This is a genomic window from Pseudomonas sp. PDM14 (genome assembly GCF_014851905.1).
GTDB lineage: Bacteria > Pseudomonadota > Gammaproteobacteria > Pseudomonadales > Pseudomonadaceae > Aquipseudomonas.
Genome location: NZ_JACVAQ010000001.1, coordinates 1,344,523 through 1,370,528 on the forward strand (window position 1 = coordinate 1,344,523; position 26,006 = coordinate 1,370,528).

General features: G+C 64.6%; 23 protein-coding genes. 12 read left to right on the forward strand and 11 right to left on the reverse strand.

What is annotated here, in order from left to right:
• Positions 1 to 8: 8 nt before the first annotated feature.
• The 7 genes from IB229_RS06405 (at position 9) to IB229_RS06435 (ending at position 8,282) form a co-directional block, all read left to right on the forward strand.
• Positions 9 to 1,487, forward strand: a complete 1,479-nt coding sequence (locus IB229_RS06405) for a mannose-1-phosphate guanylyltransferase/mannose-6-phosphate isomerase (protein WP_192326078.1) — start codon at positions 9 to 11, stop codon at positions 1,485 to 1,487.
• Positions 1,488 to 1,498: 11 nt separating this feature from the next.
• Positions 1,499 to 2,518 carry an NAD-dependent epimerase/dehydratase family protein gene (locus IB229_RS06410; RefSeq protein WP_192326080.1) on the forward strand — a complete coding sequence of 340 codons (1,020 nt, stop codon included), beginning with the start codon at positions 1,499 to 1,501 and terminating at the stop codon, positions 2,516 to 2,518.
• A 21-nt stretch (positions 2,519 to 2,539) separates the two neighbouring features.
• Entirely contained in the window at positions 2,540 to 3,562 is a 1,023-nt protein-coding gene (galE, locus tag IB229_RS06415; RefSeq protein WP_192326082.1) for a UDP-glucose 4-epimerase GalE, read from the forward strand.
• Positions 3,563 to 3,601: 39 nt separating this feature from the next.
• Positions 3,602 to 4,435, forward strand: coding sequence for a UTP--glucose-1-phosphate uridylyltransferase GalU (galU, locus tag IB229_RS06420; RefSeq protein ID WP_192326084.1), 834 nt, complete (start codon positions 3,602 to 3,604; stop codon positions 4,433 to 4,435).
• Between the two features lie 82 nt (positions 4,436 to 4,517).
• Positions 4,518 to 6,539 carry an acyltransferase family protein gene (locus IB229_RS06425; RefSeq protein WP_192326086.1) on the forward strand — a complete coding sequence of 674 codons (2,022 nt, stop codon included), beginning with the start codon at positions 4,518 to 4,520 and terminating at the stop codon, positions 6,537 to 6,539.
• 80 nt (positions 6,540 to 6,619) lie between these two features.
• Entirely contained in the window at positions 6,620 to 7,768 is a 1,149-nt protein-coding gene (locus IB229_RS06430; RefSeq protein WP_192326088.1) for an acyltransferase family protein, read from the forward strand.
• Between the two features lie 145 nt (positions 7,769 to 7,913).
• A complete protein-coding gene (locus tag IB229_RS06435) occupies positions 7,914 to 8,282 on the forward strand; it encodes a VanZ family protein (protein WP_225578923.1) in 369 nt (122 codons plus the stop codon).
• 10 nt (positions 8,283 to 8,292) lie between these two features.
• On the opposite strand, the gene IB229_RS06440 is transcribed toward IB229_RS06435, so the two are convergent.
• Positions 8,293 to 9,642, reverse strand: coding sequence for an O-antigen ligase family protein (locus IB229_RS06440; protein ID WP_192326090.1), 1,350 nt, complete (start codon positions 9,640 to 9,642; stop codon positions 8,293 to 8,295).
• Between the two features lie 343 nt (positions 9,643 to 9,985).
• Between IB229_RS06440 and IB229_RS06445 the strand changes: the two genes are divergently transcribed.
• From IB229_RS06445 to IB229_RS06455, 3 genes are all read left to right on the forward strand, one after another.
• Positions 9,986 to 10,519: a sigma-70 family RNA polymerase sigma factor gene (locus IB229_RS06445; protein WP_192326092.1), complete on the forward strand. Its 534-nt coding sequence runs from the start codon at positions 9,986 to 9,988 to the stop codon at positions 10,517 to 10,519.
• 5 nt (positions 10,520 to 10,524) lie between these two features.
• Positions 10,525 to 11,505: a FecR domain-containing protein gene (locus IB229_RS06450; protein ID WP_192326094.1), complete on the forward strand. Its 981-nt coding sequence runs from the start codon at positions 10,525 to 10,527 to the stop codon at positions 11,503 to 11,505.
• A 103-nt stretch (positions 11,506 to 11,608) separates the two neighbouring features.
• Positions 11,609 to 14,068 (forward strand): TonB-dependent siderophore receptor, encoded by a 2,460-nt coding sequence (locus IB229_RS06455; protein WP_192326096.1) that lies wholly within the window; start codon positions 11,609 to 11,611, stop codon positions 14,066 to 14,068.
• A gap of 39 nt (positions 14,069 to 14,107) precedes the next feature.
• Here the strand turns inward: IB229_RS06455 and IB229_RS06460 are convergent, their stop codons facing one another.
• The 3 genes from IB229_RS06460 to IB229_RS06470 form a co-directional block, all read right to left on the reverse strand.
• Complete coding sequence (locus IB229_RS06460; RefSeq protein ID WP_192326098.1) at positions 14,108 to 16,465, reverse strand: DNA polymerase II; 2,358 nt, start codon at positions 16,463 to 16,465, stop codon at positions 14,108 to 14,110.
• 95 nt (positions 16,466 to 16,560) lie between these two features.
• The gene (locus IB229_RS06465; protein WP_225579056.1) at positions 16,561 to 17,892 is read right to left on the reverse strand and encodes an erythromycin esterase family protein; all 1,332 of its coding nucleotides are present in this window, start codon (positions 17,890 to 17,892) and stop codon (positions 16,561 to 16,563) included.
• A 68-nt stretch (positions 17,893 to 17,960) separates the two neighbouring features.
• The gene (locus IB229_RS06470; RefSeq protein ID WP_192326102.1) at positions 17,961 to 18,206 is read right to left on the reverse strand and encodes a hypothetical protein; all 246 of its coding nucleotides are present in this window, start codon (positions 18,204 to 18,206) and stop codon (positions 17,961 to 17,963) included.
• A 161-nt stretch (positions 18,207 to 18,367) separates the two neighbouring features.
• Here IB229_RS06470 and IB229_RS06475 point away from each other — a divergent pair, with 161 nt between their 5' ends.
• Positions 18,368 to 19,300, forward strand: coding sequence for an NADP-dependent oxidoreductase (locus tag IB229_RS06475; protein WP_225578924.1), 933 nt, complete (start codon positions 18,368 to 18,370; stop codon positions 19,298 to 19,300).
• A gap of 332 nt (positions 19,301 to 19,632) precedes the next feature.
• Here IB229_RS06475 and IB229_RS06480 read toward each other — a convergent pair whose 3' ends face one another.
• Positions 19,633 to 20,157 carry a DUF4142 domain-containing protein gene (locus IB229_RS06480; protein ID WP_192326104.1) on the reverse strand — a complete coding sequence of 175 codons (525 nt, stop codon included), beginning with the start codon at positions 20,155 to 20,157 and terminating at the stop codon, positions 19,633 to 19,635.
• Positions 20,158 to 20,354: 197 nt separating this feature from the next.
• Here IB229_RS06480 and IB229_RS06485 point away from each other — a divergent pair, with 197 nt between their 5' ends.
• A complete protein-coding gene (locus IB229_RS06485) occupies positions 20,355 to 21,731 on the forward strand; it encodes an L-serine ammonia-lyase (protein ID WP_192326106.1) in 1,377 nt (458 codons plus the stop codon).
• A gap of 149 nt (positions 21,732 to 21,880) precedes the next feature.
• On the opposite strand, the gene IB229_RS06490 is transcribed toward IB229_RS06485, so the two are convergent.
• The 6 genes from IB229_RS06490 to IB229_RS06515 form a co-directional block, all read right to left on the reverse strand.
• The gene (locus IB229_RS06490) at positions 21,881 to 22,642 is read right to left on the reverse strand and encodes an ABC transporter permease (protein WP_192326108.1); all 762 of its coding nucleotides are present in this window, start codon (positions 22,640 to 22,642) and stop codon (positions 21,881 to 21,883) included.
• Complete coding sequence (locus IB229_RS06495) at positions 22,639 to 23,565, reverse strand: ABC transporter ATP-binding protein (RefSeq protein ID WP_192326110.1); 927 nt, start codon at positions 23,563 to 23,565, stop codon at positions 22,639 to 22,641. The genes IB229_RS06490 and IB229_RS06495 overlap by 4 nt, the downstream gene beginning before the upstream one ends.
• A gap of 82 nt (positions 23,566 to 23,647) precedes the next feature.
• Complete coding sequence (locus IB229_RS06500; RefSeq protein ID WP_192326112.1) at positions 23,648 to 24,187, reverse strand: SRPBCC family protein; 540 nt, start codon at positions 24,185 to 24,187, stop codon at positions 23,648 to 23,650.
• 18 nt (positions 24,188 to 24,205) lie between these two features.
• Positions 24,206 to 24,646 carry a YybH family protein gene (locus IB229_RS06505; protein ID WP_192326114.1) on the reverse strand — a complete coding sequence of 147 codons (441 nt, stop codon included), beginning with the start codon at positions 24,644 to 24,646 and terminating at the stop codon, positions 24,206 to 24,208.
• Positions 24,647 to 24,665: 19 nt separating this feature from the next.
• A complete protein-coding gene (locus tag IB229_RS06510; RefSeq protein WP_192326116.1) occupies positions 24,666 to 25,448 on the reverse strand; it encodes a DUF899 domain-containing protein in 783 nt (260 codons plus the stop codon).
• Between the two features lie 152 nt (positions 25,449 to 25,600).
• On the reverse strand, positions 25,601 to 25,945 hold the full coding sequence (locus IB229_RS06515; protein WP_192326118.1) for a YciI family protein: 345 nt from the start codon (positions 25,943 to 25,945) through the stop codon (positions 25,601 to 25,603).
• Positions 25,946 to 26,006 lie beyond the last annotated feature (61 nt).

Sequence of the window (26,006 nt, forward strand, 5' to 3'; positions counted from 1 at the left end):
AGATCACCATGCTGCTTCCTATCATCATGGCCGGTGGCACCGGCTCGCGCCTGTGGCCACTGTCACGCCAGCTCAACCCCAAGCAGTTCCTGCCGCTCGCCGACTCGAACCTGTCCATGCTGCAGGCCACCATCAAGCGCCTCGACGGGCTCAACGCCGCCTTGCCGCGGCTGATCTGCAACGAGCAGCATCGCTTTCTCGCGGCCGAGCAACTGCGCCAGCTGGGCCTGGACAGCGCCAGCATCCTGCTCGAACCAACCGGCCGCAATACCGCCCCAGCCATCGCGCTGGCCGCCCTGCAGGCATACAGCGAGACGCAGGACCCGATCCTGCTGGTGCTCGCCGCCGACCACCTGATCGCGGATGTCGAGGCGTTCCACGCCAGTGTGCGCAGCGCCCTGCCCCTGGCCGAACAGGGCAAGCTGGTGACCTTCGGTATCGTGCCGACCCACGCGGAAACCGGCTACGGCTACATCGAGAAAGGCCAGCCGCTGGGCGGCGATGCGTTCGCGGTCAACCAGTTCGTCGAGAAGCCCGACCTGGCCACCGCCACCGACTACCTGGCCAGCGGAGACTTCCTCTGGAACAGCGGCATGTTCATGTTTCGCGCCAGCCGCTACCTGGAGGAGCTGGAACGCTTCCAGCCGGAAATTCTCGACGCCTGCCGCAAGGCGCTGGCGGGCGGGCAACAGGACCTGGTCTTCACCCGCATCGACGCGGTCGCGTTCAGCGCATGCCCGGACGACTCCATCGACTACGCCGTCATGGAGAAAACCGCCGACGCGGTGATGGTGGCACTGGACGCTGGCTGGAGTGATATCGGCTCGTGGTCGGCGTTGTGGGACGTCAGCGCCAAGGGTGAGCGTGGCAACGTATTCAAGGGTGACGTGCTCGACCAGGGCAGCCGCAACACCTACGTGCATGCGGACAGCCGCCTGGTGTCGGTGGTCGGCGTGGAAGACCTGGTCATCATCGAGACCAAGGATGCCGTGCTGGTGGCGCACAAGGACAAGGTGCAGGACGTGAAGAAGATCGTCGAGCAGCTCAAGCGCGACGATCGCAAGGAACACATCAACCATCGCGAGGTGTATCGCCCGTGGGGCGTCTACGACTCGATCGACGAGGGTCATCGTTACCAGGTCAAGCACATCACGGTGAAGCCGGGCGCCAAGCTGTCGGTACAGATGCACCACCACCGTGCCGAGCACTGGATCGTGGTTAGCGGCACGGCGAAAGTCACCAATGGCGACACCACCTTCCTGGTCACGGAAAACCAGTCCACCTACATCCCCATCGGCCAGATTCACGCCTTGGAAAACCCCGGCGTGATTCCTCTGGAACTGATCGAGGTGCAGTCCGGCCCGTACCTGGGCGAAGACGACATCGTGCGCTTCGAAGACAAGTACGGGCGCGTGCCGCCGGCGGTGAATGCCGAAGTCACAAGCATCAGCGTGCCTGCATTGGCAGCCCCTGTATTACCGTCCTAGGAGACCACCAGATGAACTGTGCTGTGATTTTTGGAGGCTCGGGGTTTATCGGCGTGTTCTTCGCCAGGCAACTGCTGGCGCAAGGCGGATACGACAAGATCTACCTGTTCGACAAGGAACAGGTGGCCGACAAGCCATTCCCCTATCGCACCCGGCTGGTCCAGGAAGCGTCGCAGATCGTCGAGATCAAAGGCGATGTGCGCCAGACCATCGCCTGGCGCCCCGAGGAGAAGGTCAGCCTGATCGCCAACTTCGCTGCCGTGCACCGCGAGCCGGGGCATGAGGACTTCGAGTACTACGAGACCAACCTGCTGGGCGCGGAAAACGTCTGCGCCTGGGCCGAGAACCGTGGCTGCAACGACCTGATCTTTACCAGCTCGATCTCGCCCTACGGCCCCAGCGAACAGCAGAAGGACGAGCGTACGCTGCCCGTGCCCGCAACCGCTTACGGTGGTTCGAAGCTGGCAGCGGAGAAGATCCACCAGAGCTGGCTGGCCGCAGACAAGACCAACCGCCACCTGGTCATCGTGCGCCCAGGTGTCGTGTTCGGTGCCGGCGAAGGCGGCAACGTATCGCGCCTGATAAAGGCGGTGATAAAGCGCTACTTCTTCTACATGGGCAATCGTGACACCCGCAAGGCCGGCACCTACGTCAAGGAGCTGTGCGTGGCGATGTGCTGGGTTCTGCAGCGGCAGAAGGACCAGGGCAAGAATTTCTCGCTGTTCAACATGACCATGAATCCCGGACCCTCCATTCAGGAATATGTGGAAGCGGTATGCGATGTCGCCGTCATCCAGCGCAAGGTGCCGGCCGTGCCCTACCCATTGCTGCTCGGCGTGGCCTACACCATCGACCTGATCGCTCGCCCCCTGGGCATCAAACACCCCTTCAGTCCAGTGCGCATCCGCAAGCTGGTGCGTTCCAACAACATCCTGCCCAACTACCTGGTGGAAAGCGGGTACGCCTACCAGTACAGCCTCGCCTCTGCTCTCGCCGACTGGAAGAGCAGCTGCCCGGAGGAGTGGCGTTGAGTACGCCACGAAGTCATCAGCATGAACGACACCGTTCTGGTCACGGGGGGAGCCGGCTACATCGGCTCTCATACGACACTGGCGCTGTTGGAGGCGAACTACGACGTGGTGGTGCTCGACAACCTCAGCAACAGCTCTGCCGAATCGCTGCGACGAGTAGCGCAGATCTGCGGCAGGAAACCTGAATTCGTTCAGGGCGACATTCGCGATACAACCCTGCTGAATGATCTGTTCTCCCGTCGCACCTTTACCGCTGTGCTGCATTTCGCGGGTCTGAAAGCCGTCGGGGAAAGCGTGCGCAAGCCCATGGACTATTACGACAACAACGTCGTGGGCAGCATGTGTCTATGCCAGGCCATGGCACGAGCAGAGGTGTTCTGGCTGGCGTTCAGCTCATCGGCAACGGTGTACGGCGAACCGACACGAATGCCCATTTGCGAAGACTACCCGACCAACATGCCAACCAATCCCTACGGGCGCTCCAAACTGATGGTGGAGCGGATGCTGAGCGACCTGTGCGCATCCGACGCGCGCTGGAGTATCGCCCTGTTGCGCTACTTCAACCCGATCGGTGCGCACAGCAGCGGCATGATTGGTGAAGACCCCAACGGCATCCCCAACAACCTGCTGCCCTACATCAGTCAGGTGGCCATCGGAAAAATCGAGCAGCTGCCGGTATATGGCGGCGACTACCCCACCATCGACGGCACCGGCGTGCGCGACTACATCCATGTTCAGGATCTGGCGGACGGCCACCTGAAAGCATTGCACGGCATCAGGAGCCGCAGTGGTGTGCACATCTGGAACCTCGGCACCGGTATCGGTTACAGCGTCCTGCAGATGATCCACGCCTTCGAACAGGCCAGCGGCCGACCCGTACCTTATCAACTGGTACCACGCCGCGCCGGCGATATCGCCGAGTGCTGGGCCGACCCCGGCAAGGCCGCCAGGGAGCTGGGCTGGCAAGCCCGGCGTGGCCTGCAGGAAATGATGCAGGACACCTGGCGCTGGCAATCAGCCAATCCTCAGGGATACGCGCACTAATACCCGTTACTACCCACTTTCCTGACCCAGGAGCCCTCCATGATCCGCAAATGTCTATTTCCTGCGGCCGGTTACGGTACGCGCTTTTTGCCAGCCACCAAGGCCATGCCCAAAGAAATGCTGCCTATCGTCAACAAGCCATTGATCCAGTACGGCGTCGAGGAAGCCCGCGACGCCGGCCTGCAACACATGGCCATCGTCACCGGTCGCGGCAAGCGTGCTCTGGAAGACCACTTCGATATCAGCTACGAGCTGGAGCATCAGATTCGCGGCACCGACAAGGAACGCTTCCTCACCGGTACTCGCGAACTCATCGAAGGCTGCACTTTTTCCTATACCCGCCAGGTTGCGATGAATGGCCTGGGGCACGCCATTCTCTGCGGGCGTCCGCTGATTGGAGACGAGCCATTTGCCGTCGTGCTGGCGGATGACCTGTGCATCAACCTCGACGGCGATGGTGTACTGACCCAGATGATCAAGCTGTACAACCAGTTCCGTTGCTCCATCGTCGCCATTCAGGAAGTGCCCGCGGACCAGACGCACAAGTACGGCGTAATCGCCGGTGAGCTGATTCGTGAGGACCTCTACCGCGTGCACAGCATGGTGGAGAAGCCCCAGCCTGAAGATGCCCCCTCGAACATGGCGATCATCGGCCGCTACATCCTCACCCCGGATATCTTCGACCTGATCGCCGATACCGAGCCAGGCAAGAACGGCGAAATCCAGATTACCGATGCCCTCCTCAAGCAAGCCAAGAGCGGCTGCGTACTCGCTTACCGGTTCAAAGGTCAGCGCTTCGACTGCGGGAGTGCAGAAGGGTACGTAGAGGCAACCAATTTCTGCTTCGAGCAGCTCTACCTGAACGGTAAATAGCCCCCCGCACATGGCCCCCTCTCCCGAGGCGCCAGCCCATTAAACCGCATGCCGTCAGAGACCAGTGCAGGATGGCGTCGGCGTGCGCAAAGAGCACACGATGATGAAAGCGAATGCAACGGACTTCCGAGTGGATATCAATGGCCTACGAGCGTGGGCAGTGGTATCCGTTGTCCTGTTTCATTTTGGCATTGCAGGCATGTCGGGCGGTTTCATCGGCGTAGATGTGTTCTTCGTCATCTCCGGCTTTCTGATGACCGGAATCATCATCAAAGGCCTGGAACGCAATGATGCGTGCGCCACCCGACCGTTCTCCATCCTCGGGTTCTACCTGTCGCGCGCCCGGCGGATAATGCCGGCCCTGCTGGGCCTCTGCCTGGTACTGACCGTGGCGGGGTGGTTCGTTCTACCGTCGCTGGACTACGAGAAACTGGGCAAGCATGTGCTCAGCGCCCTGACCTTTGTGTCCAACATCGTGTTGTGGCGCGAAGACGGTTACTTCGACAGCGCCTCACGAGACAAGCTGCTGCTGCATACCTGGTCGCTGTCCGTGGAGTGGCAGTTCTACCTGCTCCTGCCGGTGATGATGGCCCTGGTGTGGAAGATCCGCCCGGGGCGGAAAACCCAGCTGATTGCCATCGCCGCCGCTCTGCTGGCGTCGCTTCTACTGTGCGTACTGGTAACGCCGATCAAGCCGGTGCCGGCGTTCTACCTGCTGCCCACCAGGGCTTGGGAAATGCTCGCGGGCGGCGTGGTGTTTCTCCTGGCCCGCGAGCTGCGCCTGGGCAGTCGGCAGCGCCAGCTGCTGGAAGCCAGCGGATTTGCCCTGGTGATCGGCTCCTGCATCCTGTTCGACGAAGGCAGCGCCTGGCCAGGTTGGCGCGCACTGGTCCCGGTGATGGGTGCGATGCTGATCCTGGCCGCTGCTCGGCAGAGCTCGATCTGGACCGCCACCCCCGTCGCCCAATGGCTGGGGAACTGCTCCTATTCGCTGTACCTGTGGCACTGGCCAGTGGTGGTGGCGCTGAACTACCTGCAACTGCAGGAGCAACCCGGTGCGATTGCTATCGGCTTGCTGGCCTCGCTGATTCTGGGGGCCCTGTCCTATCGTCTCGTGGAGCAATCGGCCAGCCGCATACTGAATCGCATGCGGGCCGGGCTCAGCGCTGTCAGCCTGGCCGCTGCCAGTCTGGCGCTGCTGCTGCCTGGTCTGGCCATCGCAATCATGCACGGCATTCCAGGGCGCCTGCCCGGCACTATCGAGCAAGTCTTCAATGCGGCGCAGAACATCAACCCGCGCCGGGACGAATGCCTGCCCAATGAGCGCTCTACCGCCGTTCCGCGCTGCACTTACGGTGGAGCGAAGCTGGGGGCCATCGTGGTCGGAGACAGTCACGCTGCCGCACTGGTTCGCGCGGTAGAACGCTCACTGCCAAGCACAAAGCTGCATATTCTCGACATGACCATGAGTCACTGCCCCACCATCGCCGGTATCAAGTCGGTCGGCGATCCGGCCTACACCTGCGGAGGCTTCGTCAGCCAAGTGGCAAATGACGACGACCCGGCATTGCAAGACTCGCCGGTGATCATCATCAATCGAACATCGAATGCGCTCTTCGGTCCCAACGAACCGGAAAAATTCAGGCAGCTATCGGTCCCGTCCCTGTACCTGACAGAACCCTTCGCTTCGCGCAGCCCCGAGTACCTGGAAACGATGCGCGAAGGCATCATCGCAACTGCCTGTGCGTTAGCCAGGCACCGACAGGTGTATATGCTGCGCCCCATTCCCGAGTTGAAGGTCGATGTACCAAAGATCATGGGCCGGGCACTACTGCGTGGCGAGCAGCTGAGGGTATCGATATCGCTGGAGGAGTATCACCAGCGCAATGCATTCGCCTGGAGGACCCAGGATCTGGCAACTGAACGTTGCGGGGTGAAGATCCTCGACCCCTTACCCTACCTGTGCCGGGATGGGCGCTGCTACGGAGACCGGGATGGTCAGCCCATCTACTCCGATGACGACCACATGAACGAGAGAGGCGGCGATTTGCTGACCCCACTCTTCCGCCAGGTATTCGACCCGGTCGTCTCCGCACAGAAGTAGCTTCGCACCACACGGCCTACTGAAAGCCCTTGTAGCTGCCGTGCTGTAACTTTCACCTATCAATTGGCAAGGACAACGCAATGAAGCGATTTCAGGTGCTCGATAGTTTTCGAGGGCTTTTCGCGCTAGCAGTGGTGATCTATCACTCTCATGCACTGCTGAGTTTCACCGAGCTCACGTTCTTCAGGAACTCGTTCTATTTCGTGGAGTTCTTTTTCGTCTTGAGTGGCTTCGTGCTCTACCACAACTATGCCGGACGTCTGCACGACTGGGAGCAGGTCCGCCACTTTGCCATCACCCGCACCGCGCGTCTTTACCCGTTGCACGTGGTCATGCTGGCGGTATTCATCGGCATCGAATGCCTAAAAGTCTTGGCCGAGCACTACGGCATGACCTTCGGCAGCGCCAGCTTTACCGGGCCTCGCAGCACTGCCGAGATAGCCCCCAATCTCCTGCTCCTGCAGTCCTGGTGGCCAGGATTCAATCCGCTGTCTTTCAACTATCCCGCCTGGAGCATCAGCATCGAGTACTACCTCTACATGCTGTTCGCCCTGATCATGGTGGTAGTGCCTGGCCAATCGCGACCGGTATTCAGCGCCATTGCGCTCTTCGCCTTCATCGCGCTGTACCTCAGGAGCGACGTCCTGACAGAGGAAGCACTCAAGGGCCTCGGCTGCTTCTTCGCTGGCGTGCTGACCCATGCGCTCTACAGCAAGATCCAGCACTGGCGGCTCAGCCGTCCTGTCGCAACAGCACTGGAGGCGACGGTACTCGGCGCCATCGTGCTGGTTCTCAGCCTGGCGACGACGCCTCAGGACATTCTGCTCAGCACGCTGTTCTGCCTGGCGATACTGGTATTCGCCTTCGAATCCGGGGCCTGCTCAGCGCTGCTGGTGCATCGTCCGTTCAAATGGCTGGGAACACTGTCCTACTCGATCTACATGACTCATGCGGCCTTGCTGTTCATGACATCGGCAGCCCTCATCGTGGCCGGGAAACTCACCGGTATGAACCTGCTGATCGAGCTGCCCAACCCAGCATCCGGCGATGCCAGCCGCTACATCAACACCGGCTCCGCCCTCCTCAACAACCTGCTGGTGGTCCTGCAGCTGATCGGCGTGCTGATCATATCGAGCCTGACCTATCGCTACATCGAGTTGCCGGGTATCGCGCTGGGCAAGCGCTGGAGCCGACGCCAAACAGGCATCGAGACCAAGCCCAGCCTGTAACCATAATTCGTGGCGGCGTGCGATAAAGCTGAAACACGCAGTTGATCAATGCCGCCCGTTCCAGCGCATCTGAAACCCATCGCCCGCCCATCCCCGGTACCATAGGAACCGCTGCAAAAACCTTTGCATATCAAGTAGTCGGGATATGAGTATGGTCAGGCTCGCTTCTATCACATGCTTTGCCGCCGTTCTGGTCGTCATCCTCTTCGCGGGGCTGCGCAGCGAACCGGTGCCCCAGGTGTTCAACCACCAGGATTGGCTGCACCACGCCGCCGCCTTCGCGGCCCTGGTATGCAGCGCGCGGCTGGCCTTTCCTCGCGTGCAGGCATTCTGGATGGTGCTCTACTGCCTGATGCTGGCGCTGCTGATCGAACTCGGCCAGGGCCTGCTGCCGATGCGCACCGCGTCGGTCGGCGACATGGTCGCCAACATCACCGGCGTCCTCATCGGGCTCATGGTGGCGGGCGGGATCAACCGGCAGATCGCGACGCGTCGGGTTGCTGACGAGGCCTAGAGCGACGCGCTCAGCCCCGTGGTCGCGCCCGGCGCTCACGATAGTGATGATTGGCGAGCACGCCGATGGCACAGATCACCACGTATGTCGCCGCGTTGGCCGGGATCTGCAGGTTGAAGTCGGCGAGCGAGTGAATCAACAGTGCGACGATGCCCACACTGGCACCAAACCCCACGCCACTCCGGTAGACCGACTCGCGCAGCCACATGGCGCGTTGCGCCTGGTACAGCGCCCAGAGCACGAACAGTAGCAGCGGCAGGCTGCCCAGCACGCCGTACTCGATGACGAACTGCAGATAGTCGTTGTGGGCATGGTCGAAGTGGTAGGCGATCTCCTCGCCGGCGACCCGCGGGAACACCACCTCGAAGGTGCCGGCGCCATGCCCGGCCAGCCAATGCTCCCGCGCAAGTGGGATGGCCTGAGCGAACACATCGTCGCGCAACTCGTTGGCTTCTACCATCTGCCCATCGACCATCACGCTGTGAAACTGCGTATTGGTGATTCGATCAACCAGACGCTGCAGCCCAAAGTACTGGCTGACGATCAGCACATCGAGCAATACGAAGCTGGCCAGAATCACCGAATTGCGCAGGCGATTGGCCTTGTCCGCCAGCAGGAACACCGCACCGACCAGTATCAGGCTGGCAAAGAACGCCGTGTTACCCATGCGCGAGTGACTCATCACCAGCGCGATCATCATCAGGATCAGGGCCAGGCGCAGGCGCGCCTTCGGCCCGAGCAGCACCTCCAGCAGGTTGACCCAGCGAAACGGGCGCTCGTCGCGTAGCGCCAGTAACAGGCCAATTCCGCAGGCCAGGGTCATTTCCAGATAGCCGGCCAGGTGATTGCGGTTGATGAACGTGCCGGTGGCATCGCCCAGGTAGCTGGTCTTGGCGACGAGCAGCAGGCTCTCCACGCCCGACAGAGTCATCACCACGCCGAAGAACGCCTGGAACGTACCACTCACGGCCAGCGTCGCCAGCAGCAGGCTCAAGCGCTTGCGGGTGCGGAACAGGTCGACCACCAGCAGGAACAGCAGGCAGTACGCACATCCGAGCACCAGGCTCTGGAAGGTGCTGCCGCCGTCCACCGTCAGCCCCGCCAGCCATTGCACCAGCACCCAGACCTGGCAGAGCAGCAGCAGGCCGAGCATCGGCAACCCGGCCTTGAGCGTCGGGCCACTCTCGCGGTTGCGCCGCAGAGTGTTGATCGCCCAGCCGACGCCGAGCAACGCACACATCAGCACGAGCAGCGCAACGGACCAGTCGCGGTTGCTGCCAATCGGTAGCGGCAACCACACTAGCAGTACCAGCGTGCCGACGATCAGCACACGCTCCAGGCATTTCGACGACAACGACATCAACGGCATCCTTGCTGGCTGTAACGGAGAGCCTGCATGGCCCAATATGAATCGCAACGATTACCCGCAGAGCGCGGACACTAGCACCCACGTGTGACAGCGAGGCTGACAGGCCGCGGGCAGCGCATATCCTGCACTGTTATCGAGCCCAGCGACATTAATTCACCACCAGAAGGCCGGCATCCCCGGCCTTCGGCGTTTCCGGCGTATGCGAAGCAAGAGCCATGCCCCGCCGCCCCTATGTCGAAACCCGGCAGCAGCTGATTGCAGCGCCATGACTTGGCCAGTATTATTGAAACTAATTCCCATCTGCACTTGAGGCGCATCGGCGCCGGAACCTGCCGTGTCCTCGACGCCACCGCTTGACGCTCCGTCGGTCCATTCTCTGTATGTCAGCCATTCGCGCTGGCTGCTCGGCTTCCTGCATCGTCGCCTGGGCAGCCGCTTCGATGCTGCCGACCTGCTGCAGGACACCTTCCTGCGCGTGCTGCTGCGCCCGCGCAGCTTCGATGGCCTCAGTGGCGAGCGTTCCTACCTGGCGACCATCGCCCGCGGCCTGTGCATCGACCATTGGCGGCGTCGACAGCTGGAACAGGCCTGGCTGGAATCCCTTGCCGCGCGCCCCGCACACCTGCAGGCATCGCCGGAACAGCGCGCGCTGATCATAGAAACCCTGCACGAAGTCGATGCCATGCTGCTGCGTCTGCCGAGCAAGGTACGCCAAGCCTTTCTCCTCGCGCGGATCGACGGCCTGCCGTACCGCAGCATCGCCGAGGAACTCGGGGTATCCGAGCGCATGGTGAAGAAATACCTGGCCCAGGCTTTCCTGCACTGCGCCGTGCTGGAGGCCGAGCTCGACGGCCTGCTGATCGAGTGACGAACATGGCGCAGTCGGAGAAGAAACTCAGCCACGCCAGCCTGCAACAGGCGGCCAACTGGTATGTGCTGCTGCACGACGAAAACAGCACCGCGCAGCAACGCGATCAGTGGCAGTTGTGGCTCGACCAGCATGGCGACCATCAGGACGCCTGGCGCTACGTCGAACGCGTCGGCCAGCGCTTCGCACCACTGCAGGCCGAAGGCGAGCGTGACAGTGCGAGCCGCATGCTGCGCCACAGCGAACCCGGCCGCTTCAGTCGCCGCCAGGGTCTGAAGAGCCTGATGGTGCTGGGCGCCGGTTCGATGCTCGGCTGGAGCGCCTGGCGCAGTACGCCGCTGCCGCGCCTGGTCGGAAGCTGGACGGCGGACTTCGCCACGCGCACCGGGGAAACCCGCAAAACCGTGCTGGCCGACGGCACGCGCCTGTGGCTGAGCGCGATCAGCGCGGTGGATGCCGACTTCAGCGCCGAGCAGCGCCTGCTGCGCCTGCACTTCGGTGAGGTGTTGATCGACACTGCCAAGGACCCGCGCCCGTTCCTCATCGACAGTGCCCAGGGACGCATGCGCGCACTGGGCACGCGCTTCGGCGTCAAGCAGATGGACGACCTCACCCGCCTCAACGTCTACCAGGGCGCCGTCGAAGTCAGCACCCGCGAAAGCGGCAAGATCGAAGTCATCGACGCCGGGCATCAGGTCGACTTCACCCGCCTGGCGATCACCCAGCCCGGCCCGGCGCAGACCGCCGGTGAGTCCTGGGTCAATCAGGTGCTCGTCGCCGAGAACATGCCGCTCGGGCAACTGCTGGACGAGTTGAGCCGCTACCGCCACGGCTACCTCGGTTGCGACCCCGCCGTCGCCAGCCTGCCGGTGGTGGGGGCCTTCCCGCTCGACGACACCGACCAGGCCCTGCTGCTGCTCAGTGCGGCGCTGCCGGTTCGCGTGCAGCGCCTGATGCCCTGGTGGGTCAGCGTCGAACCGGCCTGACCCTCCTGCAAAAAAATATTCTTTGGCAGTTCCCCTTTTTCCGTTTCGTTCGGTTTAACCCCCAACAGACACGCTCAATCACCGAATCGAAACTGGGGACATCATGCCTTTGCCTGCCCACTTCACCGCCCGCTTCGCCCTGCGCCCTCTGGCACTCGCCCTGCCGGTCGCCCTGCTCGCACCGGCCCTGCTGCCGGCCGCCGTAGTCCACGCCGAAACCACGCAGCAGGCGCAGGCCGGCGAACGCCTCTACAGCATCGCGCCCGGCTCGCTGGGCAGCACGCTGACCGCGTTCAGCAACCAGGCCGGCATATTCCTCGCCGGACACAACGACCTGACCGCCGGCAAGACCAGCAAAGGCCTCAACGGCCGCTACACCGTCGCCCAGGGCCTGGCGCGCCTGCTCGAAGGCAGCGGCATCCAGGCCCTGGCGCAGAGCGGTGGAGGCTACGTGCTGCAACCGGCGCCGCAGAACGGCGCGCTGCAACTGGATGCCACCTCGGTGATCGGCGCCAGCCTGAACGGCAATGGCCTGTCGGACGACCGCGGTTACAAAGCACCAGCCAGCCGCACGGCGAGCAAGACCAGCACCTCGCTGGCGGAAACCCCGCGTTCAATCTCGGTGGTCACCCGCCAGCGCATGGAAGACCAGAAGTCGCAGACCCTCACCGAAGTCCTCGGCTACGTGCCGGGCATCTTCGCGCCGCCCTTCGCTGCCGGTGACGGCCTGGCCGGCGACCTGTTCTTCGTTCGCGGTTTCAACGCCACCGACTGGGGTTACGGCCTGCTGCGCGATGGTCTGCGGGTGCAGGGCAACCGCTACGACAGTACCAGCGAACCCTACGGCCTGGAGCGCGTGGAAGTGTTCCGCGGCCCGACATCGATTCTCTACGGCGAGAACGCGCCGGGCGGTGTGGTCAACATGGTCAGCAAGCGGCCGACCGCCGAACAGCGCGGCGAAGTACAGCTCACCTACGGTTCGAACAACCGCCGCCAGCTCGGCGTCGATGTATCCGGGCCGCTGACCGATGAAGGCAACGTACTCGGGCGCGTGGTGCTGCTCGGGCGCAACGCCGACACCCAGGTCGATCACCAGCCGGATGACCGCTTCTACTTCGCCCCGTCGCTGACCCTGAACCTCGCCGACAGCACCAGCCTGACGCTGCTCTCCACCTACCAGCGCGACCGCACGCTGATGGAGCTGGGCTACCCGGCCGCCGGCACGCTGCTCGACAACCCCAACGGCAAGATCGACAAGAACACCCTGCTCGGCCACCCCGACTGGAACAAGTTCGAGCGGGAAATCTGGACCCTCGGCTACGAGTTCGCCCACCAGCTGAACGACACCTGGCAGTTCCGCCAGAACTCGCGCTACATGCAATCGCGCATCGATCGCCGCGAGACCTGGCCGGGCGCACTGAACGGCGGTGGCTTCGGCACCAACGTCACCTACACCGCCTACGATCGCAGCAACAAGTCGCTGGCTTACTCGCTGGACAACCAGTTCGAAGGCCACTTCGCCAGCGGCGAGGTCGATCACACCGTGCTGCTCGGCGCCAGCTTCGACCGCACCTCGTTCAACCAGAACTGGAAAGCCGGGTTTGGCGGCGTGATCAACGTTTTCGACCCGGTCTGGACCAGCACGCCGAACACCACGATCGCCGTGCAGAACGCCCAGCTCGACCAGGACATGTACGGCGCCTATAGCCAGCTGCAGAGCAAGTACGACAAGTGGATATTCCTCCTCGGTGGCCGCTTCGACCGGGTCAACAGCCAGTACCGCAACAAGCCCGGCACCACCAACGCGGCCGCCGACATCGACTACTGGGATAGCGATTTCACCTGGCAGACCGGCTTGATGTATCAGTTCGACAACGGCGTGACGCCGTACATCAGCTACTCCACCGCCTTCGCCCCGACCCAGCAGACCACCAGCCGTTCGGGCCCGCTGGAGCCAACCACCGCCGAGCAGTACGAAGTGGGCGTGAAGTACGAGCCGAAGGGCTGGAACACCTCCATGACCGCCTCGGTGTACGACCTGCGCAAACAGGATGACGTGATCTTCGACAGCCTTGCCAACGACTACCGCCAGGTCGGCGAGAGCCGCGCCAAGGGCGTGGAGCTGGAACTCAACAGCGACCTGAGCGAAAACCTCAACGTCACCGCGGCCTACACCTACACCGACTCACGCATCACCAAGGACGCACCGGGCTCGCTGCTCGAAGGTCACCAGATGACCGGCGTGCCACGCAATCAGGCCTCGGCCTGGGCCACCTACCGCTTCCTCGACGGCATGCTCAAGGGCCTGCACGTTGGTGGCGGCGTGCGCCACTTCGACAGCACCTTCGCCTACACCGCCGCATCGCTGTATGGCACGCTGGACACCGGCGACGTGACCCTGGTCGACGCCGCCATCGGCTACACCCTCGACGAACACTGGTCGGCCGAGATCAACGCGAAGAACCTCTTCGACCAGGAATACGTGGCCGGCTGCAACAACGCCGGGCGCTGCTACTGGGGTGAAGAACGCACCGTGCTGGGCAGCGTCTCGCTGCGCTGGTAAGCCACGCCGGCCTGCCGCCAGGTGCGGCAGGCAAGACGCTCAGAACAAGCCCATCTGCCCATCGATCAGCGCGGTGAAGTCGTCGTCGACGAAGGGCAGGATGGCGTCCGCCACCGGTTGCAGCTGGCGCGTCACGTAGTGGTCGTAGTCGATCGGCGCGTGGCGGGTTTCCAGGGGTTCGGGGCCGGCCACGGTCATCAGGTAGCTGATGCGCCCGCCGCGCTGGTATTGCTGCGGGCGGCCCTGGCGCACGTTGTACTCGTCGGCCAGGCGCGCGGCGCGCACGTGCGGCGGTACGTTGCGCTGGTAGTCGTCAAGGCGCCGGCGCAGGCGCTTGCGGTAGATCAATAGCTCGTCCAGTTCACCGGCCAGGGTGCGGCGCACGAAATCGCGCACGTACTCGCGGTGCGGCTGGCGGTTGAAGATCAACTGGTACAGCTCCTGCTGGAACTGCTGGGCCAGCGGCGACCAGTCGGTGCGCACGGTTTCCAGGCCCTTGTAGACCATCTCCTCGCTGCCATCGGCGAGGCGCTTGAGGCCGGCGTAGCGCTTCTTGCTGCCCTCCTCCGCGCCCCGAATGGTCGGCATCAGAAAGCGCCGGAAGTGCGTCTCGAATTGCAGTTCCAGCGCACTGTCGAGGCCGAATTCCTGTTGCAGGTGTTCGCGCCACCACTGGTTGACGTGCGCCACCAGCGCGCGGCCGATGCGCGCGGCGTCAGCCTCGTCGTGTGCGTGACCGAGCCAGACGAACGTCGAGTCGGTGTCGCCGTAGATCACCACGTGGCCCTGGGCTTCGATCAGCGCGCGGGTGCGGCGCATGATCTCGTGGCCGCGCAGGGTGATGGACGAGGCCAGCCGCGGGTCGAAGAAACGGCAACCGCTGGAGCCGAGCACGCCGTAGAAGGCATTCATGATGATCTTCAGTGCCTGCGACAGCGGCGCGTTGCCCTCGCGCTTGGCCGCCTCGCGGCCCTCGGCCACGCGGGCGACGATGGCCGGCAGGCAGTGGCGGCTGCGGGAGAAACGCGCCCCGCGAAAGCCTGGCACCGAAGCACTTTCGTCGGGGTCGCGCAGGCCCTCGATCAGTCCCAGCGGGTCGATCAGGAAGGTGCGGATGATCGACGGATACAGGCTCTTGTAGTCCAGCACCAGCACCGAGTCATACAGGCCCGGCGAGGAATCCATGACGAAGCCGCCGGGGCTGGCCTCGGGCATGCGCTCGCCCTGGTTCGGCGCGACGAACCCCTGGCGGTGCATCAGCGGCATGTACAGGTGACAGAAGGCCGCCACCGAGCCGCCACTGCGATCCACCGGCAGGCCGGTGACCGTGGCCCGCTCCAGAAGGAAGGTGAGCAGCTCGGTCTTGGCGAAGATCCGCGTGACCAGTTCGCAGTCCTTGAGGTTGTAGGTGGCCAGCGCCGGCTTGTCCTCGGCGAACATGCGGTTGATCTCGTCCATGCGCTGGTATGGCGTGTCGATGGCCTTGCCCTCGCCGAGCAGGGTCTGCGCGACGTTCTCCAGGCTGAACGAGGGGAAGCTCCAGGTGGCCGAGCGCAGCGCCTCGATGCCGTCGATGATCCAGCGCCCGGCAGCCGCGGCGAAATAGTGGTTGCTGCTTTCGTGGGCGCGCCAGCCCATCACTTCGCCGCCACGCCCCAGACGCAGTGGCACCTTTAGCCGCTGCGAGTGCTCGTGCAGCACGCGCAGGTCGAACTGCACCAGGTTCCAGCCGATGATCGCATCCGGGTCATGGGCGGCGAACCAGTCGTTGAGGCGTTCCAGCAGCTGCCCGCGGCTGTCGCAATACTCGAGCGCGAAGTCCACCTGTGCCTGGCGGTTGGGTGGGCCGAGCATGTACACCTGACGCTGGCCGCAGCCTTCGAGGGCGATGGAATACAGCTCGCCGTGGGCGGTGGTTTCGATGTCCAGGGAGACCAGGCGCAGCGGCGGGCGGTAGTCCGGTGCCGGTTTCAGCTGCGCCTCGTGGAGCAGACCCGCGGCGTCCGCCACGCCGCCGAACCACACCGGCGCGGTGATGAAGCGCTCCATCAGGTAGCGCTCCGGCGGGCGGATGTCGGCTTCGTAGATGTCCACACCGGCCTTGCGCAGCGGCTTGTCGAGGTTCATCAGCTGGCGGTGCTGGCGGCAGTACAGGCCGAGCACCGGGCGCTGGCGGAAGTCGCGCAGCCCCAGCGGACGCAGCTCCACATCGCGCTCGCCACGCAGCGCCACCTCGGCCCGCGCCCGCTGCTCGGCAGGGATGAACGCCACCGAGGGTTGATACGGCAGGCGCACCTTGCGCGGGCCGTGATCGGTGGCCAGCCAGAATTCGACTTCCGTGCCTGCGGGCGTGTCGCGCCAATGCCGGGTCAGGACGAAGCCCTGCTGTAGATCCACCTGTACGACCTCGAAACGCTATTTCTCGGGCGGGATTCTACGTTGCCCGGCGGCCGCTGCGGCCTTTCCCGCATGCGCCGCCGACATCCGCCCTCTCAGACGCCGAAGGGATAGGTGTCCGCCTCGCCAGCGCTGCTCGACGACACCTGGCCGACTGGCGCCACCGCCGTGGTTTCGGCGAACCACAGGTAGGCGTCGAACTGCTCGCCGAGCACGGCCTGAAAGTAGTGACTGGCGCGCTCGCTGTCCGGCCGGTAGATCACGCCGATGGCCCGCTGCAGCAACGCCGTGCTCAGGGTCGCGCGAAAGGCCGCACGCTCGGCGCCGCGCCAGTCGGTGAGCGAAGCCGGCACGCCGGCCAGGAGAAACTGCTGCTCCCAGCTGTCGGCCAGGCTCGGGCGCACCTGTTTGATCTGCAGCGGGCCGTCCCAGTCGTCGGCGGCAGCCACGTCGCCGCGGTCGGTGCCCATGCCGATCAGCACCGCCTGCTCGCCCCAGGCAATCCGGCAAAGCTGGCCGAGGCTGAGCTGCCCCTGCCAGCCCATCTCGGTCGCCGCGGCGTTGCCGATATGCGAGTTGTGCGCCCAGATCACCGCCCGAGCTTCCGGGCCGCGGTGTTTCATGAACCGCTGCAGGGTGTCGAACATGTGGGTATCGCGCAGGTTCCACGACGACTCACCGGCGCGATAGAGGCTGCGGTAGTACTGCTCGGCGGCGCGCACCACACGGGCGTTCTGCTCGGCGTCGAACAGCGCCTCGTCACTCTCCGCCGGCGTCGCCACGCGCTGCGCCAGCAGGGCCTGCAGCTGCTTGACCACGGCGTCTTCGCAAGCGTCACGGCGGGCCCATTCGACCCACTGAGCGTAGGCCACCGGATCGTCCTGCCAGGGCGTCAGGCAGCTGTAGCGGGCCCGTGCATGGACCGCGCGGGCTGGGTCGGTGCGTTCCAGGTAGGCCAGCACTTCGCTGATCGAACTGCGCAGGCTGTAGATGTCCAGGCCACGGAACTCGACGCGTTCGGAGAGCACGCGCGGCTGGTTGAAGGCGTGCAGCCAGGCGATGAACTCGGTGACCTCGCGATTGCGCCACATCCAGCTGGGGAAGCGGCCGAACAGCGGCTCACGACTGACCACTCGCGGCAGGCCACGCACGTGCTGATCGATGGCGCTGGCATCCGGCCAGTCGCCCTCGATGGCGACGATGCCAAAGCCGTGCTGCTCGACCAGCCGCCGGGTGATCGCGGCGCGGGCACGGTAGAACTCGGCGGTGCCGTGGCTGGCCTCGCCGATCAGCACCACCCGTGCATCGGCGAAACGGTCGAACAGAGTGGCGAACTGCGGCGAATCGATATCCGGCAACGGCTCGGCATGCTCGCGCAGCACCGCGGCCAGGTCGGTGACGGGGGGCGGCACCAGGGTGACGGGCATGTCCACGGGCGGAGCATCCTCCTCGGGAAACAGCTCGAGCTGCTCGGGCGGCCTCGGCATGGCGGCGTTCAGCTCGGCTGGTTGGAGCCGTCTTCGCCGGCGATGTCCGGGTCGTCCGGCAACGTCTCCGGGTCTTCGCGCTTGACGGGGCCACGTTCGTCCGGGTGGACCGGTTCATCGGGCTCCCGACGTTCGGGGGCATGTCCGCCCGGTTCGCGCTTCTCGTCCCGCGGCGTGGGCGGCTGTGGGTCGCGCTGTGGGGTATCAGGCTTTTGCGTGGGCATGGCGATCACGTCACGAGGCAGTGGGCTCATCTGTTTCGAGAGCCTAGAGCCATGCGGTGTTCAGGCTGATTTAGCTGCCGCCGGTCGCGCCAGCGGTAACCGATCACAATCCAGGCCATTCGGCAGGCGGCGTGAACCCGGCGCGACGCCGGCAGTCAGCCGCTCTGTCCCTCATGTTTCAGGAGAACCCCATGACCACCATGAACGCAGCGCGGATCCACCAGTTTGGCAGCGCCGATGTGATCCACATGGAGAGTGTCGAGATTCCCACCCCGGCGCCCGACGAGGTACTGATCCAGGTCGGTGCGGCGAGCATCAACCCGGTCGACTACAAGATTCGCGAAGGCCAGTTCCCGCCAGTGCAGGCCGACCAGTTGCCGCTGACCCTGGGCCGCGACCTGGCCGGCATCGTCCAGGCGGTCGGTAGCCGTGTGAGCAACGTACGCAAGGGCGACGCGGTGTTCTCCATGGTCGGCGCCGATGGCAGCTATGCCGACTATGCGCTGGTCAAGGCCAGCTACGTCGCGCCGGTGCCGCCCAAGCTCGACTTCGCCACGGCGGCGAGTGTCCCTCTGGCGGCGCAGACCGCGTGGCAGGCGCTGTTCGACCATGGAAAGCTGCAAGCCGAGCAGTCGGTGCTGATCCACGGCGCCAGCGGCGGCGTCGGTCACTTTGCCGTGCAATTGGCCAAGGCGGCGGGAGCCACCGTGTATGCGACGGCATCGGCAGAGAACCTGGAATTCCTCCGTTCGCTTGGCGCTGACCTGGCTATCGACTACGAGGCGCAGCACTTCGAACACATCTGCCAGAATATCGACCTGGTGATCGACCTGGTCGCCGGAGAAACCCAGGAGCGCTCCTGGGCCGTGTTACGCGAAGGCGGCAGGCTGGTGTCGACCCTCAGCGAACCAAAGAGCGAGCGGCCAGAGGCGCAAGGCAAGATCGGCACGTTCTTCCTCGTCGAACCCGACGGTGAGCAACTGGAGAAGATCGCCCGCCTGATCGAGAGCGGCCAGGTGCGCCCGGTGCTGAGCAAGACCTTTCCCCTGGAAGAGGTGGCCGAAGCGCAGGACTTCCTCGAACACAGCCACGTCAAGGGCAAGGTGGTACTGGTGGTGCGCTGAACGTCGTCCCGCGGCAAACCTGAACTGCCTGCCGCGGCGGCAACGAGCCTGAGCGTCACAGCCATTGAGCACGGAATGCCGCCATGCTCAATCCCCCGATCCTGCTCTTCATCGGTGCGGCCGTGATCATCCTGCGGCTCGACCTGTGGGCACGGCATCTGCCTGCTCCCGGTGATCGGCCTGGCGGTGTGGGGCATGGCCGGCCCACGCGGCATGGTCGAACGCCGGGAGCTCAGCGGGGCACAGCAAGGGCTGAGCGCAGTAAGCAGGCGTGAAAAAGCCCGGATGATCCGGGCTTTTTTCCTGCCTGTCGCGAAACCGCTGGCGACGCGTTACTGGTCGGCGCCGAGCGTGGCAGCCAATTCTTCGGCCTGCTGCAGGTGGTGCTCCAGCTTGGGCAGAATGGTGGTGGCGAAGCCGCTGATGTCGGCATCGGTGGACCGCGCCGCCTTGCGGAACAGCTCGACGGTCTCGCCGTGTGCGACCACCTGGTTATTGGCGTAGGCCTTGTCGAAGGAGGCCTCGCCGCGCAGCTTGAGAACCAGCGCCTTGGCCTGGTTGACCAGCGCCGCCTCATCGGCGGCTTCGAGGTTCTTGGTCGCCGCCAGGGCGACCAGTTTCTGATTGGCCACGGTGTGGTCGGCCATCATGGCGTTGGCGAAGTCCCTGACTTGCGGCGATGTGCTTTTTTCCAGGGCGAGCCTGGCCGTTTCGATTTCGGCGATGCCCCTGGCCGAGGCTTCCTCGATGAAGTCCTGATCGTCGATCTTTTCGCTGGCGGCCACGGCAGCGGTGCCGGCCAGGGTGATCAGCGTCGCGGCGATCAGGCCGCGCGAGAACTGTTGCAGGGTGCGCATGGGTGCTTCCTCGGAGACGGGGCGTCATTCGGTAGAAGCAGCGGCGCAACGCTAAGTTCAGCCAGCGCGATGGCCGGCACGCCGCGCCGTCCGGGCCATGCACTGCGCGCACCAGGTCACCTTGTCTGTCGCAATCCTGTATTCGGCCAGCCGGACTCAGGGTCTAAGCTGAGCCGATCCCCTTGGTGGAACCCGTCATGGCACTCAGCGTCTTCGACCTGTTCAAGATCGGCATCGGCCCGTCCAGCTCGCACACCGTCGGGCCGATGCGCGCGGCCGCGCGTTTCGTCGACGGCCTGCGCCGCGAGAACCTGCTGGGCGCGACCGCGACGATCAGGGCCGAGCTGTACGGTTCGCTCGGCGCCACCGGCAAGGGCCACGGCAGCGACAAGGCAGTGCTACTCGGCCTCGAGGGTGACCAGCCGGACAGTATCGACACCGCCACCATCGAACCGCGCCTGGCGCAAATCCGCGCGCGCGGCGAGCTGAACCTGGGCGGCGAGAAGGTCATCCGCTTCGTCGAGAAGGAACACCTGGCGCTGATCCGCAAACCGCTGGCCTTTCACCCCAACGGCATGATCTTCCGCGCGTTCGACGCGGCCGGTTTGCAACTGCGCGCGCGCGAGTACTACTCGGTGGGTGGCGGCTTCGTCGTCGATGAGGAAGCCGCCGGCCTGGATCGCATCGTCGAGGACAGCACCGTGCTGCCCTACCCCTTCACCACCGCCAGGGAACTGCTGGCCCTGTGCGCCGAACACGGCCTCAGCATCAGCCAACTGATGCTGGCCAACGAGGCGGTGTGGCGTCCGGAAGCGGAAACGCGCAGCCGCCTGCTGGCGATCTGGCAGGTGATGCAGGACTGCGTCACGGCCGGCTGCCGCAACGAGGGCATCATGCCCGGGGGGCTCAAGGTGCGCCGCCGCGCCGCCGCGCTGTACCAGCAATTGAGCGCCAGCCCGGAAGCCAGCCTGCGCGACCCGCTGACCATGCTCGACTGGGTCAACCTCTACGCCCTGGCGGTGAACGAGGAGAACGCCAGCGGCGGGCGGGTGGTCACCGCGCCCACCAACGGCGCGGCCGGCATCGTCCCGGCGGTGCTGCACTACTACCGGCGCTTCGTGCCCGGCGCCAGCGACGACGGGGTGATCAATTTCCTGCTCACCGCCGCGGCCATCGGCATTCTGTACAAGGAAAACGCCTCGATCTCCGGCGCCGAAGTCGGCTGCCAGGGCGAGGTCGGCGTGGCCTGCTCGATGGCCGCCGGGGCGCTGTGCGAGGTGCTCGGCGGCACCATCGCCCAGGTGGAGAACGCCGCGGAAATCGGCATGGAGCACAACCTCGGGCTGACCTGCGACCCGGTCGGCGGGCTGGTGCAGGTGCCGTGCATCGAGCGCAACGCCATGGGCTCGGTGAAGGCGCTCAACGCCGCACGCATGGCCCTGCGCGGCGATGGCCGGCACTTCATCTCGCTGGACAAGGTGATCCGCACCATGCGCCAGACGGGCGCGGACATGAAGAGCAAGTACAAGGAGACGGCGCGCGGGGGATTGGCGGTGAATATTATCGAGTGCTGAGGCAGCGGGCGTATTGAGGCTTTCGGCTGAGGCTGACTTTCCGGGCTTGAACTGGGGCCGCCTGCCTCACCCTGCCCTCTCCCGGAGGGAGAGGGTTCCATCCGTGCATCACCGCAAACGCTCTGGCCGAAGGATCACACTGCCCCCAATCACTGGCGCAACCGATACCCGGTCTTGAAAATCCACCAGACGATGGCGATGCACAGCAGCAGGAAGCCGATGGTCATGCCGAAGCTCACCGCCACGTTGACGTCCGATACGCCATAGAAGGCCCAGCGGAAACCACTGATCAGGTACACCACCGGATTGAACAGGGTGATGGTCTGCCACACCGGCGGCAGCATGCTGATCGAGTAGAAGCTGCCGCCGAGGAAGGTCAGCGGCGTGACGATCAGCGCCGGGACGATCTGCAGCTTTTCCCAGCCATCGGCCCAGATGCCGATGATGAAGCCGAACAGGCTGAAGGTCACCGCCGTGAGCACCAGGAACAGCACCATGACGAACGGGTGGGCAATCTCGAATTCGACGAACAGCCGCGCCGTGACCAGGATCACCAGGCCGAGGATGATCGACTTGGTCGCCGCCGCGCCGACGTAGCCGATGACGATCTCGAAGAACGAAATCGGCGCCGACAGCAGCTCGTAGATGGTCCCCGAATACTTCGGCATGTAGATGCCGAACGCAGCGTTGGACACGCTCTCGGTGAGCAGCGCCAGCATGATCAGGCCCGGCACGATGAACGCGCCGTAGCTCACACCCTGCACCTGGGTCATGCTAGAACCGATGGCCGAGCCGAACACCACGAAGTACAGCGAAGTGGAGATCACCGGCGTGGCGATGCTCTGCAGCAGCGTGCGCCAGGTGCGCGCCAGTTCGAACAGGTAGATGGAGCGGATGGCATAGAGGTTCATGCGTTCGCCCTCACCAGGTTGACGAAGATATCTTCCAGCGAGCTCTGGCTCGACTGCAGGTCCTTGAAGTCGATGCCGAGGCGATCAAGGTCGCGCAACAGTTCGGCGATGCCGCTGTGCTCGTGCTGGCCGTCGAAGGTGTAGACCAGCTCATGGCCGTCATCGGCCAGTTCCAGCGAGAACTCGGCCAGCTCGGCCGGCACCTGCTGCAGCGGCTGCTTGAGCTGCACGGTGAGCTGCTTCTTGCCGAGCTTGCGCATCAGCACGTCCTTGTCCTCGATCAGGATGATCTCGCCCTTGCGGATCACCCCGATGCGGTCGGCCATTTCCTCGGCCTCCTCGATGTAATGGGTGGTGAGGATGATGGTCACGCCGCGCTCGCGCAGCTTGCGCACCATGTTCCACATGTCGCGGCGCAGCTCGACGTCAACGCCCGCGGTGGGCTCGTCGAGGAACAGGATCGACGGTTCGTGGGACAGCGCCTTGGCGATCATCACCCGACGCTTCATGCCGCCGGACAGCTCGAAGATCTTGGCGTTGCGCTTGTCCCACAGCGACAGGTCGCGCAGCAGCTGTTCCAGGTAGGCCGGATCGGGCTTCTTGCCGAACAGCCCGCGGCTGAACTTGACCGTCGCCCAGACGGTTTCGAACACGTCGTTGACCAGTTCCTGCGGCACCAGGCCGATCTGCGAGCGGGCCGCGCGGTAATCGCTGCGGATGTCGTGGCCACCGACCCGGACATGGCCGTCGCCCGGGTTGACGATGCCGCAGATGATGCTGATCAGCGTGGTCTTGCCGGCGCCGTTGGGGCCGAGCAGGGCGAAGATCTCGCCCTTGTCGATCTGCAGGTTGATGTTCTGCAGGGCCGGGTGGCCCGATGCGTAGGTTTTGTTCAGGTTTTCGACCGAGATCACCGACTGCACGGGAGCTCCTCGTCTGGCAGGAAAAGCGCAATTGTAGGGAAAAGCGCGCGCCCCCGCTCAGCTAAGCCGCTCTCGCCGACACTCAGCCGGCTGGCGCCGCCTCGGCACGGGCCTTGAGCGTGGCCAGGCCCTGGTCGAAATCCTTGCCGAGCATCGCGTCCATGTCGAACAGCAGCCCCATCAGCTTGCCGACGAAGCCATTGCGCCCGCTCATGCTCCACAGCACCCGCGTGCCGCCGCTTTCCGCCTGGAAGCGGAACTCGGCGACGTTGCTCGCGCGGAACGGTTCGAGGAACTCCAGCTGCATGCGCACCAGCTCGCCGGGGCGGCTGTCGCTGATGGTCAGGTTGCCCTTGCCCACCTCGCGATTGCCCGACCAGTGATACTCCGCGCCCGGCCCGCGCGTGCCGCCGGCGTACTCCACCTGCATCGCCGGGTCACGCCTGGCCCAGGGCGACCACTGATGCCACTGGCGCAGGTCGTCGACCTGGTCGAACAGGGTGCGCGGCGCCGCGGCGATCAGCAGCGAGCGCTCGATGCGAAACGGCGCCGGGCGCATGGCCACCACGACCAGCAGGATGGCCACCAGCAGTACCACGACGAACAGAATGCTTGCGAGCATGGCGCGCCCTCATGGCGTTCAGGCGGCGGGTTGCTGCTCGAAGATCGCCGCACCGCTCTCCGGATCGAACGGCACGGAGAAGTGTTCGTGGACGATCTTCCACTCGGCGCCGAGCAGCCGGTAGATCTGGGTCACGCGCATCAGGCAGCCGTGAACGTTGCCTTCGGCGTCCGTACCGCTGCAGTAGGCGATGAAGCGGCCGAAGCCGATGGTGCCTTCGGACTCCTGGTGCAACTCGCGCACCTCGAAGGTGGTCGGCCCGCTGCACGCCTGCATGCAGTTCAGCCAGTGCGCCTTGTAGACCTCGCGGCCCTGGAATTGCAGCTGCAGGATGGCGTCGAAGGCGACGACGTCCGGACTGTAGTGCTGGATGATGGCGTCGACATCCTTGGCCCGATTGCCCTCGACCCATTTTTCGAGCAGTGCGCTCAGCGCGGTATGCGGATGGTAGGTGTTCATGTGCATTCTCCTGTTTCCGTCAAGCGGGTTTGCGGTGATCGGCGCAGCAACTCGGCGCCGGGGACTGGTAACTGTCGTGCAGGCGCCACCAGCGGGTGCCCTGTCCGTCAAGGTCGGGCATGCCGTCCCAGCCTTCCAGGCGCCCCAGCGGCGTGAGGTCCAGGTAGTTGTAGGTACCGACCAGGAGGTCCAGGCCACGCCCGTAGCTGGAGTAGCTGTGGTACACACGCTCACCGTCGCGCAGGAACACGCTGACGCCAGGCTGCTCGCCCGCCAGGTGATAGTCCTGGCCCAGGCGCTGCAGTTCGTCTCGATCGCGGTAGTTGTACTCGACCGGCGCCACGTTCTCGTCGAGGCTGACGTGGTAGTCGTAGTTGAAACGGCTCTCGAACGAGGAGTACCACGGTAGTGTCCAGCCCATGCGCTGGCGGAACGCTTCGATTTCCGCCAGCGGCGCACGCGAGACCAGTGCCAGGCTGGTGTCGCGGGCATGCAGGTGCGCCGGGTGACCGATGTTGTCGACCACCAGCGAGCAGCCGTCGCAGCCTTCGCCGTGTTCACGCAGGTACATGAAGTGGTAGACGATGAGCTGGCGGCGCCCCTCGAACAGGTCGAGCAGGCGCACCTCGCCGTGCGGGCCGAGGAAGCGGTAGTCCTCGTGCACCTCGACCAGCGGCAGGCGCCGGCGCTCGGCGTTGAGCGCATCACGCTGGCGGGTGAAGGCCTTTTCCTTTGCCAGCAGGGCGATGCGCGCGGCACGCCACGCTTCGCGGCTGACAACTTTCGGCTGATCAGGATTCATCGGGGCTTCTCCTGGTGAGTAACGTCTGCTCGGTAACCCGTCTCCTTGGGACAGGCGTGAAGTCGGAGATGTTCGGCCCGTGTGAGACCGCGCGCGGCGAGTGGCGAACCACCCTTCAGCTCCGGCCCCTCTCCCGTGGGAGAAGGGTGACGTCAGACTTGTAGTTCGCGCACCGGGCGCACTTCGACGCAGCCCACGCGGGCGGCGGGAATCTTCCCGGCGATCTGCAACGCCTCGTTGAGGTCGCGGGCCTCGACCAGGTAGAAGCCGGCGAGCTGCTCCTTGGTCTCGGCGAACGGGCCGTCGGTGATGGACAGCCTGCCGCCGCGCATACGCACGGTGGTGGCGGTCTGCACCGACTCCAGGGCCTCGGCGGCAAGCATGCGGCCGCTGGCCTGCACGCTGTTGGCGTAGGCGAAGCACTCTTCGTCACGCGGGCTGTCCGGGTGGTCGTGCAGCACCTGCTCGTCGCTGTAGACCAGGCATAGGTATTTCATGGCGTTCTCCCAGGCATTTCGCTGCGGTGTTATCCAGTAGTCGTGTGGCGTTCGGCGCAAT

Excerpts from the sequence above, each read along its gene's own strand:
- IB229_RS06405 (WP_192326078.1), top strand. The coding sequence starts at position 9 with ATGCTGCTTCCTATCATCATGGCCGGTGGCACCGGCTCGCGCCTGTGG.
- IB229_RS06410 (WP_192326080.1), top strand. The coding sequence starts at position 1,499 with ATGAACTGTGCTGTGATTTTTGGAGGCTCGGGGTTTATCGGCGTGTTC.
- galE (WP_192326082.1), top strand. The coding sequence starts at position 2,540 with ATGAACGACACCGTTCTGGTCACGGGGGGAGCCGGCTACATCGGCTCT.
- galU (WP_192326084.1), top strand. The coding sequence starts at position 3,602 with ATGATCCGCAAATGTCTATTTCCTGCGGCCGGTTACGGTACGCGCTTT.
- IB229_RS06430 (WP_192326088.1), top strand. The coding sequence starts at position 6,620 with ATGAAGCGATTTCAGGTGCTCGATAGTTTTCGAGGGCTTTTCGCGCTA.
- IB229_RS06435 (WP_225578923.1), top strand. The coding sequence starts at position 7,914 with ATGAGTATGGTCAGGCTCGCTTCTATCACATGCTTTGCCGCCGTTCTG.
- IB229_RS06440 (WP_192326090.1), bottom strand. The coding sequence starts at position 9,642 with ATGTCGTTGTCGTCGAAATGCCTGGAGCGTGTGCTGATCGTCGGCACG.
- IB229_RS06450 (WP_192326094.1), top strand. The coding sequence starts at position 10,525 with ATGGCGCAGTCGGAGAAGAAACTCAGCCACGCCAGCCTGCAACAGGCG.
- IB229_RS06455 (WP_192326096.1), top strand. The coding sequence starts at position 11,609 with ATGCCTTTGCCTGCCCACTTCACCGCCCGCTTCGCCCTGCGCCCTCTG.
- IB229_RS06465 (WP_225579056.1), bottom strand. The coding sequence starts at position 17,892 with ATGCCCGTCACCCTGGTGCCGCCCCCCGTCACCGACCTGGCCGCGGTG.
- IB229_RS06470 (WP_192326102.1), bottom strand. The coding sequence starts at position 18,206 with ATGAGCCCACTGCCTCGTGACGTGATCGCCATGCCCACGCAAAAGCCT.
- IB229_RS06475 (WP_225578924.1), top strand. The coding sequence starts at position 18,368 with ATGACCACCATGAACGCAGCGCGGATCCACCAGTTTGGCAGCGCCGAT.
- IB229_RS06480 (WP_192326104.1), bottom strand. The coding sequence starts at position 20,157 with ATGCGCACCCTGCAACAGTTCTCGCGCGGCCTGATCGCCGCGACGCTG.
- IB229_RS06485 (WP_192326106.1), top strand. The coding sequence starts at position 20,355 with ATGGCACTCAGCGTCTTCGACCTGTTCAAGATCGGCATCGGCCCGTCC.
- IB229_RS06490 (WP_192326108.1), bottom strand. The coding sequence starts at position 22,642 with ATGAACCTCTATGCCATCCGCTCCATCTACCTGTTCGAACTGGCGCGC.
- IB229_RS06500 (WP_192326112.1), bottom strand. The coding sequence starts at position 24,187 with ATGCTCGCAAGCATTCTGTTCGTCGTGGTACTGCTGGTGGCCATCCTG.
- IB229_RS06505 (WP_192326114.1), bottom strand. The coding sequence starts at position 24,646 with ATGAACACCTACCATCCGCATACCGCGCTGAGCGCACTGCTCGAAAAA.
- IB229_RS06510 (WP_192326116.1), bottom strand. The coding sequence starts at position 25,448 with ATGAATCCTGATCAGCCGAAAGTTGTCAGCCGCGAAGCGTGGCGTGCC.
- IB229_RS06515 (WP_192326118.1), bottom strand. The coding sequence starts at position 25,945 with ATGAAATACCTATGCCTGGTCTACAGCGACGAGCAGGTGCTGCACGAC.